This window comes from Mesorhizobium sp. P2_C7, from assembly GCF_056404515.1.
In genome coordinates this window covers 49,762-65,368 of the sequence record NZ_JBFUDW010000019.1, presented here as the reverse complement: position 1 = coordinate 65,368, position 15,607 = coordinate 49,762, and the positions used below count along the sequence as shown (strand labels likewise).

The following is a 15,607-nucleotide window of genomic DNA, read 5'->3' as shown; positions in this document are numbered from 1 at the left end:
CGCTGATTCTGCTTTGGGGAAGCAATGTCCACCCATGTGCGCCACCCGGTCTGGCTGCCGGCCTTGCGGCCGGCCGACGCGCGCACCTTCGCCTCGCTCTATGCGGTCGAATCCTTCGCCCGCGCCACGGTGTCGAGCGTCATCCCAATCCAGGCCTACGAGATCCTGCATAACGAGCAGATCGTCTCGATCCTCTACACCATCGTGGCGATGCTCGGCCTGTCGGTGACGCTGTTCATGCCGATGCTGATCCGACGCTTTGCCCGGCGCTGGGTCTACACGGCAGGCGCCTGCCTGCTGGCCATCGGCTCGCTGTTCTTCGTCACCCATACGCTTGCCGGACAATTGGCCGGCATGCTGTGCCGCGTGATGGGCGCCAGCGCGCTGTCGATCACGCTCAACCTCTACATCATGGACCACATCCGCAAGACCGATTTCATGCAGGCCGAATCACTGCGCATGGCGTGGTCGATGTTGGCCTGGACCGGCGGGCCGACGCTCGGCATCTTCCTCTACACGCGCTTCGGCATCTACGCCGCGCATGGTGCGGTGGCGGTGTTCGCGCTGGCCTTGCTGGCGCTGTTCTGGACCTACCGCCTGGGCGACAACCCATCGATCCGCCCTGGCAAGACGCGGCCGGCCAATCCGCTCGCCAATATCGGCCGCTTCGTCGCCCAGCCCAGGTTGCGGCTGGCCTGGCTGATAGCCTTTGGCCGCTCCTGTTTCTGGACGACGTTCTTCGTCTACGGGCCGCTGTTCATGGTCATCACCGGCGAGGGCAAGCTGGCCGGCGGTCTTTTGGTTTCGGCCGGCAATGCGCTGCTGTTCATGGCCATCTTCTGGGGTAAGGCGGGCAAGCGCTTCGGTGGCCGCCGAACCATGACATTTGCCTACTTCGCCATGTCGGCCATGCTGCTGGCGGCGGGTGCGGTCGGCCAAACCGTGCCGCTGCTCACCGGCGCCTTTCTGCTCTGCGGCGCTTTCTTCACCATCGCGCTCGATGCACTGGGCTCGACCGCCTTCATGCGCTCGGTGCGATCCTATGAAAGGTCGCAGATGGCGGCGGTCTATCGCACCTATCTCGACTTTTCCGAACTGACGCCGCCGCTGGTCTATTCGGTGGTGCTGGCGTTCTTCGGGCTGGGCTCGGTGTTCGTCACGCTCGGCCTGCTGGCGGCGGTCTGCGGCTTCGTGACCTGGCGATACCTGCCGAAATCGCTGTGATCTTCACGGCTTGGGGGTAGCTGCTGCGTGCCGCTCGCGGATCCAGTTGTGGAAGCGGTGCAGGTCGTACTCCTCGGGCATCAGCACGCCGGCCGCATGGCGCATCGAGCGCAGACCTTTCTGATTGACCTCGCAGATCCCTGCATCCTCCTCCAGCACCTGTTTGCCGAAGGCGACGATGTTGTCGATGTCGGTTGCATCAAGCGCCTCGGGCGCAAACAGCCATTCGGCGACAAGCTCGGTCTGCTCGGGGCCAAGCGGCACCAGCCGCACGGTCCTGATATAGTCGACATGGCCGACGATGAACATCGACGGCAGGTTGGTGGCGTAGGTCTGGCCGGCGGCGCGTTCGGCTGATGTGAGGCCGGTGAAGACCGGCCCATGCGCCTGTCCGTCGCGCGACCATGTCTGCGCGCCGGCGCGCAGGCCGCCGGAAAACTCCGGCGCGTCATTGTCGGCGTGGCGGGACCATTCGGGATCGTCATGGCGGCCCATCAGGCCGCGGCCATAGATCGGCACCAGCCGCGACAGGTCCTTGTGGACGCCCGGACAATGCAGGCACTCGTTGAAGTTTTCCCAAAAGATCTTCCAGTTGCAGTTCATTACCTTGCGCAGCACATGGCCGGTAACAAGCGTTTCCAGCGGCCAGTTGGCGAGACTGCCGGACGCCGGATCGAAGGATGTTTCCGCCGAGCCGGCGGCGTCCTCTTGCAGATTGACGAAGACAAAACCGCGCCACATCGAGAGCGCCACGCGATAGAGTGGATGATCGGCCTTGTCGAAGCCTTCCGGCAGCGACTTCGACGGCACGCGCACGAGGTCGCCGCGCAGCGAATAGGACCAGGCGTGGTAGGGGCAGGTGATGAGCCGCGCCTTCAGCCGGCCTTCGCCTTCCTGGCAAAGCTGCGAGCCGCGATGGCGGCAAGTGTTGTGAAAAGCGCGCAATTCGCCAGTTTCGTCGCGCAGTACGAAAATTTCCTGCGTGCCGACGCGGAAGGTGCGGAAAGAAAGCGGCTGCGCAAGGTCGGCCTCGCGGCAAACGAGCAGCCAGCTTTTGTACCAGATGGCGTCGAGATCGCGCTGATAACTGTCCGCATCCCAATAGGCCGACGATGGCAGCGTCGGTTCGGCCCGGGTCAGGCCGTTGTAGGGATCGCGCTCGCTTGCAATGGGCTGCATGGCTGGCTTCCTGTGGATTTGTCAGCCGACACCTGACCACGGGAATTGTCAATTGTTGTGCCGGAGACCCGATTTATCTGGATGGCGCAATCGCGCTGGTTGTCGGCGGAATTTGGTTTGCCGGTCGCGGCGATTTTCCCTATAGTCGCGCTTGTCGTCGGTTCCGTTTGGAGCCAAGAGGGAATGCGGTGCGGGCGGACTTGTTGCCCAATGCCGTGGCTGCCCCCGCAACTGTGTGCGGTAGTCCTCTCCATATGCCACTGAAGGTTTCTCTTCGGGAAGGTGGGGAAGGGCGCTGATCCGCGAGCCAGGAGACCTGCCGGCGACAGGAAACTGACTTCGATGCCCTCGGGTGGAGGGTGAAAGGACAAGACATGACTACCGCTTCCGTCTCCCTCGGCGCCTCCGTCTCCTCGCAGTCGCGCTTCATGCAGCTTGCACTCGTGGCGCTGCTCGGCATCTTCGTTGTCGGCTTTGTCGGCTTCTCGCATATCGATGCGGTCCACAATGCGGCTCACGACTATCGCCATTCGATGGCGTTTCCCTGCCACTGACGAGGATTTGACATCATGAACCTGTTTCGCAACGTCGTGTTCATCGCGGCGATCGCAGGGCTCGTGGCCGGCGTCGTTCTCGCCTGCCTGCAGGCCTATGCCACCGTGCCGCTGATCCTCAAGGCGGAAGTCTACGAACAGGCCGGCGGCGGCCACCATCATGACCATGCCGCTACGGCTGCAACCGATACCAGCGCCATGAGCACAGCCGCTCAGGCGGCGAATGCAATGAGCTCTGCCGCCCCGGCGCCTGCGGAAGCAGCCACTCCGACCGCGGAAGACGAAGGCTGGGCGCCGGCCGACGGTTTCGAGCGTTTCGCCTTCAGCGTTGTCGCCAATATCGTCACCGGCATCGGTTTTGCGCTGATCCTGGTCGCGGTTTCCGAATTCGCCGGCGGCATCGGCAATTGGCGCCAGGGCGTGTTCTGGGGCCTCGCCGGCTTTGCCGTGTTCACGCTGGCACCAGGCCTCGGCCTGCCACCGGAATTGCCCGCGATGCCGGCGGCCGATCTCACGCAGCGCCAGATCTGGTGGTGGGCAACCGTGGTGGCGACCGCGGCGGGTCTCGGCCTGATTGCGTTCCGCAAGTCGCTGCCGCTCGCGATCCTTGCCGTCCTGCTGATCGTCGCGCCGCATATTGTCGGCGCACCGCAGCCCGACAGTTTCGAGACGCCGATCCCGGAAGGCCTGCACCACCAGTTCGTGGTGGCGGTCACAGTGACCAACCTGGTGTTCTGGCTGGTGCTCGGCGCCGTCGTCGGCGTGGTGCGCGGCCGCTTCACCGGCACCGCGACCAGCCTGCGCGACAGCTTTGCCTGATCGCAGCAAGCTGACCTTCATCATCGGCGGTGCGCGCTCCGGCAAGAGCGCGCATGCCGAAACCCTGGCGACAGTTCCACCCTCGCCATGGACCTATATCGCCACGGCGCAAGCCTATGATGACGAAATGCGTGAGCGTATCGCGTTGCACCGCTCGCGGCGCGGCGAGGGCTGGGCGACCATCGACGCACCGCTCGATCTCGCCGGCACGCTCGAGGCTTTGCCGGACGATCAGCCGGTGCTTGTCGACTGCCTGACACTGTGGCTGACCAATCATATGCTGGCCGAACACGACCTCGACCTTGAATGCCGTCGGCTGGCGGACGTGCTGTCGCGGCCGCGCGGGCCCTGGTTCGTCGTGTCCAATGAAGTCGGCCAAGGCATCGTGCCGGACAACGCACTGGCGCGCCGTTTTCGCGATGCCGCCGGCCGACTCAACCAGCAGGTGGCCGCTGTCGCCGACACGGTGCTGCTGATGGTGGCGGGGCTGCCGCTCAAGGTGAAATGAAATGACCGATATCGACAACAAGACCGACCGGGATGAAGAACGCCACCGCGCCAAGATGGCCAAGCGCAAGGCGGTGCAGGATGCCGAGGTGGCGGCCAAGACGATCGAGAAGGGGCTGCTGATCGTCAACACCGGGCCGGGCAAGGGCAAGACCACCGCCGCTTTTGGTCTGGCGCTGCGGATGCTCGGCTACGGCAAGCGTGTCGGCGTCGTCCAGTTCATCAAGGGCAAATGGCACACCGGCGAGAAGGATGCCTTCGCCGCCTTTGGCGACCGCGTCGTCTGGCACGCCATGGGCGAGGGGTTCACCTGGGAAACCCAGGATCTGAAGCGCGACATTGCCGCAGCCGAAGCCGCATGGGCCAAAGTGCTCGAACTGATGGCCGATCCATCGATCAGCCTGCTGGTGCTCGACGAACTGAACATCGCGCTGCGCTACGATTATCTCGATCTCGACAAAGTGGTTGCGGCGCTGAAGGCGCGGCGCGAGGGCCTGCATGTCGTCGTCACCGGCCGCAACGCCAAGCCGGCACTGGTCGAGGCGGCCGACCTCGTCACCGAGATGGGTGTGACCAAGCACCATTTCTCGGCGGGCGTGAAGGCGCAGCAAGGCATCGAGTTCTGATTAGCCTTAACCAGCAGGCCCGATCACGCGACGATGACGATTGCCGAGACCAAACCGAACAGCGCGATCAGCAGATAATCGGCGACACGATAGAGTTTCAGCGCCTGCCTGATGTCGATGCTGTCGGCTTCGCGGCGGCCGCCTTCGCCCATGAAGACGTCGTCGACCAGCACGCCGCCATAGCTGCGTGGTCCAGCAAGCGCCAGGCCGAGCGCGCCGGCCATCGCCGCTTCCGGCCAGCCGGCATTGGGCGAGCGGTGTTTTTTCGCGTCGCGCCACACGGCATGCCAGGCGTTTTTCGCATCAGCACCCCTGACGAGGAATGCGGCCAGCACGATCAACAGCGCCGTCAGCCGCGATGCCGGCAGGTTGATCCAATCGTCGAAGCGCGCCGCCGCCCAGCCGAACGCTTCGTGGCGCGGGGTGCGGTGGCCGATCATCGAATCGGCGGTGTTGGCTGCCTTGTAGGCAGCGCCTCCGGCCAACCCGCCGACGCCGGTCCAGAAGGCGGGAGCAACGATGCCGTCGGAAAAATTCTCGGCCAGGCTCTCGATCGCCGCGCGGCTGACACCGGCCCGGTCCAGCGATTCGGGATCGCGGCCGACGATGCGCGAGACGGCGATGCGTCCAAGAGCCAGGCCACCTGTGTCGAGCGCGTCGGCCACGGCCTCGACATGCTCGTAGAGGCTCTTCTGCGACAGAAGCGATGTCGCCAGAAGGGCGGCAACGATCAATCCCATGGGAACGAACCAGAGCAGGATCTGCACGCCGAGCCCGATCGCCGCCGGCACCAGCACGATGACCAACAGCGCCTGGACACCACGCTTGCGACGCAGCGCGTCGGGATCAGTGGCGCGGTTGAGCCGGCCGTCGAGAAAGGATATCAGCCTGCCGAACCACGTCACCGGATGGCCGATGGCGCGAAACAGCCAGTCCGGGTAACCCAGGACGAATTCAGCGGCCAATGACAGGAAAGCGATCAGGATTGACATGAAGCTTCTTGATGGGGCGGCGGTGGACCATGGTGGAAGTCTCGGCCGGGCGAGGGCGCTTTTCCCCAACGCGCCGCAGCCTTTCGTCGACCTCTCGACCGGTATCAATCCGCACTCCTACCCGCTTTTCGAGCTGCCCGCCACCATCCTGTCGCGGCTGCCGGAGGCAACGCGTGCCAGCGAGCTGGTCGAGATCGCGGCGAGCGCCTATGGAGCGCCATCGCCGGCCAACCTTGTCGCGGCACCCGGCACGCAGATCCTGTTGCCGCGCGTCGCATCGCTGATCGCGCCCGGCAAGGCGCTGGTGCTGGGTCCGACCTATGCCGAACATGCGCGGGCAGCGGCGATCGCCGGGCACGCGGTGACGGAGGTCGGCGATTTCGAAGTATTGGCGGAAGCCGACCTTGCCATCATCGTCAATCCCAACAATCCGGATGGGCGCATCATCGCGCGCGACAGGCTGCTGGCACTCGCCGCAGGGCTGCGCGCCAAGGGCGGGCTGCTGGTCGTCGACGAGGCGTTCATGGATGTCGGCCCGCGTCAGCACAGCCTCGCAGGCGATGTCAGCCAGGGCGGCATCGTGGTGCTGCGCTCGTTCGGCAAGTTCTTTGGCCTGGCCGGGCTGCGGCTCGGTTTTGCGCTTTCCGATGCGGCGACGGTCGGCCGGCTGGACACGCAATTCGGACCATGGGCCGTCGCCGGCCCGGCGCTGGAATATGGCATCCGCGCGCTTGCCGATATCGACTGGCAGGACGCGATGCGGGCATCCCTTGCGGAGGCATCGGCACGGCTTGATGTGCTGTTCGGCCGCTTCGGCGCTGCTGTCGCGGGCGGCACCACATTGTTCCGCTATCTCCGCTTGCCGGATGCCGCCGACCTGTTCGCCACACTTGGCGAGCGCGGCATCCTGCTGCGCCATTTTGCCGACCGTCCTGGCGTCTTGCGCGCCGGCCTGCCGGGGAGCGAGGTGGAATGGCAGCGGCTCGAATCCGCTCTTGCCGAATGGGCGTCCCGGCGCGAGGATCGATCGAAGGGTTCGAAACAATGATCCATGTCTGCTCTCTGGCGAAGGTCGAGGAAACCGTGGCACGGACCGGCGCCGACCGCATGCTGTCGCTGCTCGCCGCTGGAACCGACGTTGTGCGGCCGGCCTCGATCGCCCGGGAGAATCATCTGCATCTGGTCATGCACGACATTGCGGTGGCGCAGGACGGCATGACCATGCCGGGCGAGGAGCATGTCCGCAACCTGCTTGATTTCGCGCGCCGATGGGACCGGGCAAAGCCGATGGTCGTGCATTGCTATGCCGGCATCAGCCGCTCGACCGCTTCGGCCTACATCATCGCCGCGGCATTGGCACCGAAGCGCGACGAAGCCGAACTGGCGCAGACGCTACGGGCACTGTCGCCCTCGGCGACGCCCAACCCGCGGTTGATTGCAGTGGCCGATGTGCTGCTCGACCGCAATGGCCGCATGATCGAGGCGATCCAGGCGATCGGGCGCGGCGCCGACGCTTTTGAAGGAGCGCCCTTTGCGCTGAAGATCGACATCTAGGACATGTTGATATTCAGGTGACCTGCCCTGAGACGGGAGTGCTATTTCAGCCAGTCGGCAAGCTTTGCCTTACGCACATCGCGCAGCAGGCTGATGAAACCGTCGGCCTGATGTTCTGATGTCAGCCGGCCTTTCTCGGCCGTGGCGATGCTGGCGTCGCCGACCACGCCATTCGGGTTGAGATCGCTGGCGATCCAGGCAAAGGCATGGGTGCCGATATGGCGCAGCAGCGCAAATTCCTTTTCAGCCTTCGCGACATTGGAAACGAAATTGTCGGCCTTGCCCATGTCGACGAGATCCGGCCGGAAATGCAGCATCAGCGACGTCTCGACATCGCCGCCATGGATGCCCTGACGGTCCTCGATCTCGGTGTACATGCCCGCCGGGCGGCCAAAGCGCTGCCAGCTGGTCTTCACCGCCAGCATGTTTTCGCGCACGCGCAGTTCGCGCGTGACGATGCCCATGATCTCTTCATTGCCGCCATGCGAATTGACGACGATCAGCTTGCGCACGCCGGCCCGTGCGATCGACAGGCCAAGTTCGGTCCAGGCGTCGACCAGCGTCGTTGCCGGCAGGGTGAGGGTGCCTCGCGCGTGAAGATGTTCGTTCGACTTGCCCACCGCCTGCACCGGCAGGATGCGGATGTCGAGGTCGTCTGGAAGGCGGGCAATCACTGTGTCGAGCATGCCGTTCATGATCGCAGTGTCGGTCGAGACCGGCAGATGCGGACCATGCTGCTCGATCGCCGCCAGCGGCAGCACGGCGATCGTCGCCTCCGGGTCGATCGAGGCGTATTCGGTCGTGCGGTAGTCGCCCCACCACACGCGTTTTTTTGCAACGGTCATGTCACGCCTCTTCGATAATAGGTCAGACCTAGCGCGGCAAGCGCGGCCTGTCGATCACCCAGCCGCGATGGCCTCGACCTCGACCTTGAATTCAGGCCGGGCGAAACCGGAGACGATCATCAGCGTCGAGGCCGGCGCCGGGCTGGAAAACAGCCGGTCGCGGACATCCATATAGGGTCGCAGGTGCGCGCGGTCGGTGACGTAGGCGTTGATGCGGACGATATCCTGCAGCCCCAGACCGGCCTCTCCGAGCACTGCCGCGATGTTGCGGAAGCAGAGTTCGGCCTGTGCGCCGGCATCTTCCGGTATCTGGTCGTCCGCCGTGATGGCGACCTGGCCCGAGCACAGCACGAGCCGCTTGCCGGCGGGCACCTCGACGCCGTGGCTGTAGCGGGCAAAGGGTGGCTTTATCGACTTCGGGGTGAGGAACTTGAACATGGCAATCTCCGGTTCGTCGGTAGCCTAAGACCGGATGCACCATACCTTCAAGATGGCGGTGCATGTCGCTGGGGCGATTGTGGACAGGCGTTCAAAAAATAGGCACGATGCCTCTGGTGCAGCACGACCCGTCCGGCTTCGCAGATGGCTGTGGTGCAAGCGGGCGGTCCCGGCGCAAGACGCCGGTGGCATGTGTCTTGCTTCTTGAATCTTTGGTGTCGAGCCTGGCGCGTGGCGTGCCGGAGCAAACAAAGGGTGATGTTGATGTACGGAAAACAGAAGATCTCGGTGGCGGTGGTGGCCCTGCTTGCGGCCAGCACGCTCGGTGCCGCTGCGAATGAAAAAGTCACCTTCGGCACCAACTGGTTGGCCGAGCCGGAGCATGGCGGATATTATCAGGCGGTGGCTGACGGCACCTACGCTGCTTGCGGCCTCGACGTCACCATCATGCAGGGCGGTCCGCAGGTCAGCGGCCGGCCGATGCTGCTTGCCGGCAAGATCGATTTCTACATGGGCGGCAATCTGCTGTCGGCTTTCGATGCCGTCCAGCAAGGCATTCCGATGCGCGTGGTGGCGGCGGATTTCCAGAAGGACCCGCAGGTCATTATGTCCCACCCCGGCGAGGGGCTCGACAAATGGGAAGATCTGAAGAACGCCGACCAGTACATATTGGGCGACGAGGGCGTGCAGACCTTCTTCCAGTGGATGGTCATCGAGCTCGGCTTCGACGCCGCCAAGCGCGCACCCTACACCTACAACACCGCTCCCTTCCTCGCCAACAAGAAGTCGATCCAGCAGGGTTACGTCACCTCCGAGCCGTTCGCGGTCAAGAAGGAAGGCGGCTTCGTACCGAACCAGTTCCTGCTTGCCGACTATGGCTGGGACACCTACTCGACGACGATCGAGGTGATGCAGGACACGATCGACAAGAAGCCGGAGGTGGTCCAGTGCTTCGTCGATGGCTCGGCCAAGGGCTGGTACAAATATCTCTACGGCGACAACAAGGCCGCCAACGACATGATCAAGAAAGACAATCCTGACATGAGCGACGAGCAGATCGCTTTCTCGATCGAGCAGATGAAGAAGTTCGGCCTTGCCGATTCAGGCGACACCGAAAAACTCGGCATCGGCGCCATGACCGACGCGCGCATCCAGAGCTTCTACGACAAGATGGTCAAGGCCAAGGTCACGCCAGCCGGCATCGACATCAAGAAGGCCTACACGCTGACCTTCGTCAACAAGGGCGTCGGGCTCGAGCTGAAGAAGTAGGCCGTTCCGGCATGATGCAGGAGAATGTGGCGCAAGCGCCGGCGAGCGCGACGGATGTCGCTCCGACATTGCTGGCGCTGCGTGGCGTCGGCAAGGTCTTTTCCAACGGCGTGACGGCCCTAAGCGACGTCGATCTGACGATCCGGGAAGGCGATTTCCTCAGCCTGCTCGGACCGTCCGGCTGCGGCAAGTCGACGGCGCTGCGGCTGATCGCCGGCCTGTCGACGCCGACCTCCGGCGTGCTCGACTGGCGCGGCGGCGGCTCGCTTGACCGTTCGAACATCGGCTTCGTCTTCCAGGAGCCGACGCTGCTGCCCTGGGCCAGCGTTTTCGACAATGTCTGGCTGCCGCTCAGGCTGAAAGGGGTTTCCCGCGCCAAGGCGGCGCCGGCGGTGACGCAAATGCTGGCGCGGGTCCACCTGACCGGCTTCGAAGACGCGGTGCCGCGCGAACTGTCGGGCGGCATGAAGATGCGTGTCTCGATCGCGCGCGCCATGGTGACGAAACCGCGTGTGCTGTTGATGGACGAGCCGTTCGCCGCGCTCGACGAGATCACCCGCTTTAAGCTCAACAACGATCTTCTGGAGCTGTGGCAGGACGAGCGCTTCACCGTCGTCTTCGTCACCCACAGCGTCTTCGAAAGCGTGTTTCTCTCCAACCGCGTCGTCGTCATGGCGGCGCGGCCGGGCAGGGTGTTCGACGAACTCGCCATCGAGGCAGCCTATCCGCGCGACGAGGCGTTCCGGACCTCGCCCGACTATGCGGCGTTATGCCGGCAGGCCTCCGACGTGTTGGTCAAGGCCATCAATTCAACAGCAGGCGCGCATCATGACGGCCATTGACGAGGGCGTGCTTAAGCTCGATCCCGAGGAAGCGCGCCGCGTGCGCCAGGAGCGGCTCGAACGGATTGGTCGCTGGGTGTTGCCGCTGGCGATCATGATCCTGGCGATCTGGCTATGGGATCGCATCTGCGTGTGGAATGAGATCCCGCAATACATCCTGCCGCGTCCCGGCGTGGTGCTCTGGACGCTCTACAACGATGCCGGCCTGCTGTTTTCCGCGCTGCTGGTGACCTTGCGCATCACCTTCCTCAGCCTGGCCTTCGCCGTCGTCGGCGGTGTCGGGCTGGCGGTGCTGTTCGCGCAATCGAAATGGGTCGAAATGTCGTTCTTCCCGTTCGCCATCGTGCTGCAGGTGACGCCGATCGTGGCGATCTTTCCGCTGATCAACATCTATGTCGACAACCAGACGACCAAGCTCCTGCTCTGCGCCTGGATCGTTGCCTTCTTTCCGATCCTGTCCAACACCACGCTCGGCCTCAATTCGGTCGACCGCAACCTGCGCGACATGTTCAAGCTCAATGGCGCGACGCGCTGGCAGCAGTTGCGCTATCTCAGATTGCCGGCGGCGATGCCGTATTTCCTGGGCGGGTTGAAGATCGCCGGCGGCCTGTCGCTGATCGGTGCCGTGGTGGCCGAGTTCGTCGCCGGCGCCACCGGCCAGTCGTCGGGGCTTGCCTCACGCATCATTGAAGCCGGTTATCGGCTCAACGCGCCACGGCTGTTTGCGGCGCTGTTCCTGATTTCGCTAACCGGCATCCTGATCTTCCTCGTGCTGTCGCTGATTTCGCATCTCATTCTAAGGCGCTGGCACGAAAGCGCGCTGAAGCAGGAGCGCTAGTTCCTTGGTACCGAACACAGGTTCATACCGCCTCGCCAACGCCCGGCTTCACGCGTCCCTGACGCCGGGATTCACCGCTGCTTTCGACAGCGATGGCTTTGCGCTTGCAGACATCGCTGTCGCCGACGGCAAGATTTCCAGCATTGCCGCCCATGGCCGTACCGCAGTGCCGGTGGACGCCGCAGACCTTGCCGGCCGCATCATCCTGCCGTGCTTCGTCGACTGCCATACGCATATCGACAAGGGCCATATCTGGTCACGAAAGCCCAATCCGGATGGCACCTTCATGGGTGCGCTGAACGCCACCGGCGCCGACCGCACTGCGCGCTGGAACGTCGAGGACGTGGCGCGGCGCATGGATTTCTCGCTGCGCTCAGCCTACGCGCATGGCACCAGGGCGCTGCGAACTCATCTCGACAGCGTTGCGCCGCAAGAGGAAATCTCCTGGCCGGTGTTCGAGACGATGCGCGAGACATGGCGCGGCCGCATCGAATTGCAGGGCGCGTGCCTGATCGGCATCGAGGGCGTGCGCGACAAAAAGTGGTTCGACAGGCTGGCAAAAAGGGTTGCCGCGGCCAAGGGTGTTCTCGGTGTCGTCACCTATATGGTGCCGGATCTCGAAGAGCTGCTCGACCACGTCTTCGCGCAAGCGATCAAGCATGGCCTCGATCTCGATTTCCATGCCGACGAGACCGACGACATCGCGGCGATCTCGCTGAAGAAGATCGCCGAGGCAGCACTCTGGAATGGCTTCGAGGGCAAGATCCTCGTCGGCCATTGCTGCTCGCTGGCGCGCCAGCCGGACCTCGATGTGCTCGACACGCTGGACAAGGTGGCGAAGGCCGGGCTCGCGGTCGTGTCGCTGCCGATGTGCAATCTCTATCTGCAGGACCGGCGCGGCGACCACACCACACCGCGCTGGCGTGGCGTGACGCTGCTGCACGAGATGAAAGCGCGTGGCATTCCGGTCGCTGTCGCTTCCGACAACACGCGTGACCCGTTCTATGCCTATGGCGATCTCGACATGCTGGAGGTCTACCGCATGGCGACGCGCATCCTGCATTTCGATCATCCGGTCGCCGACTGGCCGCAAGCGGTCACCGCGACACCTGCCAGGGTGATGCGGCTCGACGGTTTCGGCACGCTCGCTGCCGGCAGTGATGCCGACTTCGTCGTGTTCAAGGGCAGGAGCTGGACGGAWTTGCTGTCGCGGCCCGAATCGGATCGCATCGTCGTGCGCAWTGGGCGCACGATCGACCGGCAACTGCCCGACTATGCCGAACTCGACGAACTGATGGTGGAATGATGGACGTTTCGGCGCTCAAACGCGATCTCGAAGGCCTGAAGCTCGACGACAATCCGGCCATCGTCCAGCAGAAGAGCCGCGACTTCTACTGGTACAGCCCGGTGCTGAAGCGGCAGCTCGATCATGTCACCGGCGACCTGATCGTGACGCCGAAGGACGAGGTCGAGCTGATCCGCGTGCTTGCCGCCTGCCACAAGCATGGCGTGCCGGTGACGCCGCGTGGCAGCGGCACCGGCAATTACGGCCAGGCCATGCCGCTCTCCGGCGGCTTGGTGCTCAACCTTGCCGAAATGAACGAGATCAAGTCGATCGCGCCGGGGCGCGTGGTGACCGGACCGGGTGCGGTTCTGGCCGACATCGACAAGGCAACGCGGGCGCATTCCGGCCAGGAACTCCGGCTGTCGCCCTCCACCTACAACACGGCTTCGATCGGCGGCTTCATTGCCGGTGGCTCGGGCGGCGTCGGCTCGATCAATTTCGGCGGCCTGCGCGATTTCGGCAATGTGCTTCGCCTACGCGTGGTGACCATGGAGGCCGAGCCGAAGGCGCTCGAACTCACCGGCGAGGATCTGCACAAGGTGACCCACGCCTATGGCACCAACGGCATCATCACCGAAGTCGAGATGCCGCTGACATCAGCCTATGACTGGGTCGATGTCATCGTCGGCTTCGACAGCTTCATGGAGGCGGCCCGCTATGGCAATGCGCTGGCTTGCCAAGACGGCATCCTGACCAAGCTGATCACGCCGATAGCGGCACCCGTGCCGCAGCTCTATTTCAAGCGGCACCAGAAGTTTCTCAGCGAAGGGAAAAGCATCTGCGTCGTCATGGTGGCGCAGCATGGGCTCGACGCCTTCCTGGCCTTCACCCGCCGTGCCGGCGGCGAGGTGATCTTCAATGCCGCCACAGCAACGCCGGACGACAAGAAGGGCCTGCCCCCGGCCTTTGAGCTGGCTTGGAACCACACCACGCTCAGGGCGCTGCGGGTCGACCCCTCGATCACCTATCTGCAATCGCTCTATCCCTTTCCCAACCAGCTGGCGCTGGTCGAGAAGATGGACGCGATGTTTCCCGGCGAGGTGTTCTCACATCTGGAATTCGTGCGGCTGGACGGCAACATCACCTGCTTCGGCCTGCCGCTGGTCAAGTTCACCACCGAAGCGCGGCTCGACGAAATCGTGCGCCTGCATGAGGAGAATGGCTGCCCGATCTTCAACCCGCACCGCTACACGCTGGAAGAGGGCGGCATGAAGCAGACGGATGCGGTGCAGCTTGCCTTCAAGCGCGAGACCGATCCGCAGGGCTTGCTCAACCCCGGCAAGATGATCGCTTGGGAAAACCCGGACTACGACTACCGTTCGGGCCGGACATTCCTGTTCAAGGGGCTGCAAAAGGCCGGCTGATGAACATTCTCGTCCTCCACGCCCATCCGGTCGAGACCAGCTTCAATGCCGGCCTGCACCGGATGATCGTCGAGCGGCTGACGGCAGCGGGCCACAAGGTCGACGATTGCGATCTCTACGCCGAGAATTTCGATCCGCGCCTGACACGTCAGGAGCGGCTGGACTACCACAATGCGCGCGGCCCGGCCGACCCTGTGGCGCCTTATGTCGAGCGCCTGCTTCGGGCCGAAGCGCTGGTGCTGTCCTACCCGGTCTGGAACTATGGCTTTCCGGCGGTCCTGAAAGGCTTTTTCGATCGCGTCTTCCTGCCCGGCGTGTCGTTCAAGCTGGTCAACGGCAAGGTGCAGCCGTCGCTGCACAACATAGTCAAGGTCGCGGCGGTGACCACCTATGGCGGCAGCCGGTTCCGCGCCATGCTGATGGGCGACCCGCCGCGCAAGCTGATCAAGCGCATGCTGCGCGCCACTGTAAGGCCCGGCGCGCCGGTGAGCTATCTCGCGCACTATGCAATGAACCTGTCGACCGCTGAAACGCGCAAGGCGTTCATGACCAAGGTCGCGGCCAGCATGGACGCCTTCTGATGCGGGCACTGGTGGTCTACTGCCATCCGGTGCCGGAGAGCTTTTGCGCGGTGATCCGCGACACTGCCGTCGAGGTGCTGAAGGCGCGAGGCTGGGAGGTGCGGCTGCTCGATCTCTATGCCGAGAAATTTGACCCGGTGATGGGATGCGACGAACGGCGCTCCTACAACGACCAGGCGCCGCAGGATCCGGCGCTGAAGCCGCATTTCGAGCTGCTCAACTGGGCCGAGGCGATCCTGTTCGTCTATCCGACCTGGTGGTACGGGCTGCCTGCGATGCTGAAGGGCTGGCTCGACCGGGTGTGGGCGACGGACGTCGCCTTCAAGCTGCCGGCGGGCAAGGGGCGGATCAAGTCGCTGATGACGCATGTGACCAAGGTCGGTGTCATCACCACCTGCGGTGCGCCGACCTGGTGGAGCGTCGTCGTAGGCCAGCCCGGACGCAAGACCCTGCTGCGCGGCATGCGGGCGCTGTGCGCGAGGCGCTGCCGGACCTTCTTCCTGGCGCACTATCTGATGGATGCCTCTACGCCGCAGACGCGGGCCGCGTTTCTGGCGAAGGTGCGAAGGAAGCTGGAGCGGTTCTGAGGGGTTAGCGTCCTTCTCCCCGTATACGGGGAGAAGATGCCGG

Annotated in this window: 18 protein-coding genes and 1 riboswitch; of the genes, 14 read left to right on the top strand and 4 right to left on the bottom strand. The window is 64.1% G+C overall.

Features of this window, described 5'->3' with window-relative positions; all coding sequences use genetic code 11:
• Positions 1 to 24: 24 nt before the first annotated feature.
• A complete protein-coding gene (locus AC1D2G_RS30380; protein ID WP_477307058.1) occupies positions 25 to 1,224 on the top strand; it encodes an MFS transporter in 1,200 nt (399 codons plus the stop codon).
• A 3-nt stretch (positions 1,225 to 1,227) separates the two neighbouring features.
• On the opposite strand, the gene AC1D2G_RS30375 is transcribed toward AC1D2G_RS30380, so the two are convergent.
• The gene (locus AC1D2G_RS30375) at positions 1,228 to 2,403 is read right to left on the bottom strand and encodes an aromatic ring-hydroxylating oxygenase subunit alpha (protein WP_477418714.1); all 1,176 of its coding nucleotides are present in this window, start codon (positions 2,401 to 2,403) and stop codon (positions 1,228 to 1,230) included.
• A 141-nt stretch (positions 2,404 to 2,544) separates the two neighbouring features.
• A riboswitch (cobalamin riboswitch) is annotated at positions 2,545 to 2,741 on the top strand.
• A gap of 36 nt (positions 2,742 to 2,777) precedes the next feature.
• Here AC1D2G_RS30375 and AC1D2G_RS30370 point away from each other — a divergent pair.
• From AC1D2G_RS30370 to cobO, 4 genes are read left to right on the top strand one after another with little or no spacing between them, the layout of a single operon-like run.
• Positions 2,778 to 2,957: a CbtB domain-containing protein gene (locus AC1D2G_RS30370; protein WP_095087280.1), complete on the top strand. Its 180-nt coding sequence runs from the start codon at positions 2,778 to 2,780 to the stop codon at positions 2,955 to 2,957.
• A gap of 15 nt (positions 2,958 to 2,972) precedes the next feature.
• Entirely contained in the window at positions 2,973 to 3,776 is an 804-nt protein-coding gene (locus AC1D2G_RS30365) for a CbtA family protein (protein WP_477418712.1), read from the top strand.
• The gene (cobU, locus tag AC1D2G_RS30360) at positions 3,769 to 4,284 is read left to right on the top strand and encodes a bifunctional adenosylcobinamide kinase/adenosylcobinamide-phosphate guanylyltransferase (RefSeq protein WP_477418710.1); all 516 of its coding nucleotides are present in this window, start codon (positions 3,769 to 3,771) and stop codon (positions 4,282 to 4,284) included. The genes AC1D2G_RS30365 and cobU overlap by 8 nt, the downstream gene beginning before the upstream one ends.
• Position 4,285: 1 nt before the next feature.
• A complete protein-coding gene (gene cobO / locus AC1D2G_RS30355) occupies positions 4,286 to 4,909 on the top strand; it encodes a cob(I)yrinic acid a,c-diamide adenosyltransferase (RefSeq protein ID WP_477418708.1) in 624 nt (207 codons plus the stop codon).
• Between the two features lie 23 nt (positions 4,910 to 4,932).
• Here cobO and cbiB read toward each other — a convergent pair whose 3' ends face one another.
• Entirely contained in the window at positions 4,933 to 5,901 is a 969-nt protein-coding gene (gene cbiB, locus AC1D2G_RS30350) for an adenosylcobinamide-phosphate synthase CbiB (RefSeq protein ID WP_477418706.1), read from the bottom strand.
• Here cbiB and cobD point away from each other — a divergent pair.
• Positions 5,900 to 6,949 (top strand): threonine-phosphate decarboxylase CobD, encoded by a 1,050-nt coding sequence (cobD, locus tag AC1D2G_RS30345; protein ID WP_477418704.1) that lies wholly within the window; start codon positions 5,900 to 5,902, stop codon positions 6,947 to 6,949. The genes cbiB and cobD overlap by 2 nt on opposite strands.
• Entirely contained in the window at positions 6,946 to 7,455 is a 510-nt protein-coding gene (locus AC1D2G_RS30340; protein WP_477418702.1) for a tyrosine phosphatase family protein, read from the top strand. The genes cobD and AC1D2G_RS30340 overlap by 4 nt, the downstream gene beginning before the upstream one ends.
• Positions 7,456 to 7,496: 41 nt before the next feature.
• On the opposite strand, the gene AC1D2G_RS30335 is transcribed toward AC1D2G_RS30340, so the two are convergent.
• Positions 7,497 to 8,300 (bottom strand): creatininase family protein, encoded by an 804-nt coding sequence (locus tag AC1D2G_RS30335; RefSeq protein WP_477418700.1) that lies wholly within the window; start codon positions 8,298 to 8,300, stop codon positions 7,497 to 7,499.
• 54 nt (positions 8,301 to 8,354) lie between these two features.
• A complete protein-coding gene (locus tag AC1D2G_RS30330) occupies positions 8,355 to 8,738 on the bottom strand; it encodes a RidA family protein (RefSeq protein ID WP_140778289.1) in 384 nt (127 codons plus the stop codon).
• Between the two features lie 264 nt (positions 8,739 to 9,002).
• On the opposite strand from AC1D2G_RS30330, the gene AC1D2G_RS30325 reads away from it, so the two are divergent.
• From AC1D2G_RS30325 to AC1D2G_RS30295, 7 genes are read left to right on the top strand one after another with little or no spacing between them, the layout of a single operon-like run.
• The gene (locus AC1D2G_RS30325) at positions 9,003 to 10,007 is read left to right on the top strand and encodes an ABC transporter substrate-binding protein (RefSeq protein WP_095087295.1); all 1,005 of its coding nucleotides are present in this window, start codon (positions 9,003 to 9,005) and stop codon (positions 10,005 to 10,007) included.
• Between the two features lie 11 nt (positions 10,008 to 10,018).
• Positions 10,019 to 10,849, top strand: a complete 831-nt coding sequence (locus AC1D2G_RS30320) for an ABC transporter ATP-binding protein (protein WP_477418698.1) — start codon at positions 10,019 to 10,021, stop codon at positions 10,847 to 10,849.
• Complete coding sequence (locus AC1D2G_RS30315; protein WP_477418696.1) at positions 10,836 to 11,687, top strand: ABC transporter permease; 852 nt, start codon at positions 10,836 to 10,838, stop codon at positions 11,685 to 11,687. Before AC1D2G_RS30320 ends, AC1D2G_RS30315 begins: the two co-directional genes overlap by 14 nt.
• A gap of 4 nt (positions 11,688 to 11,691) precedes the next feature.
• Entirely contained in the window at positions 11,692 to 12,993 is a 1,302-nt protein-coding gene (locus tag AC1D2G_RS30310) for a cytosine deaminase (protein ID WP_477418694.1), read from the top strand.
• The gene (locus tag AC1D2G_RS30305) at positions 12,993 to 14,396 is read left to right on the top strand and encodes an FAD-binding oxidoreductase (RefSeq protein ID WP_477418790.1); all 1,404 of its coding nucleotides are present in this window, start codon (positions 12,993 to 12,995) and stop codon (positions 14,394 to 14,396) included. The genes AC1D2G_RS30310 and AC1D2G_RS30305 overlap by 1 nt, the downstream gene beginning before the upstream one ends.
• The gene (locus AC1D2G_RS30300) at positions 14,396 to 14,977 is read left to right on the top strand and encodes an NAD(P)H-dependent oxidoreductase (RefSeq protein ID WP_477395494.1); all 582 of its coding nucleotides are present in this window, start codon (positions 14,396 to 14,398) and stop codon (positions 14,975 to 14,977) included. The genes AC1D2G_RS30305 and AC1D2G_RS30300 overlap by 1 nt, the downstream gene beginning before the upstream one ends.
• Positions 14,977 to 15,564, top strand: coding sequence for an NAD(P)H-dependent oxidoreductase (locus AC1D2G_RS30295; protein ID WP_477418692.1), 588 nt, complete (start codon positions 14,977 to 14,979; stop codon positions 15,562 to 15,564). Before AC1D2G_RS30300 ends, AC1D2G_RS30295 begins: the two co-directional genes overlap by 1 nt.
• Positions 15,565 to 15,607 lie beyond the last annotated feature (43 nt).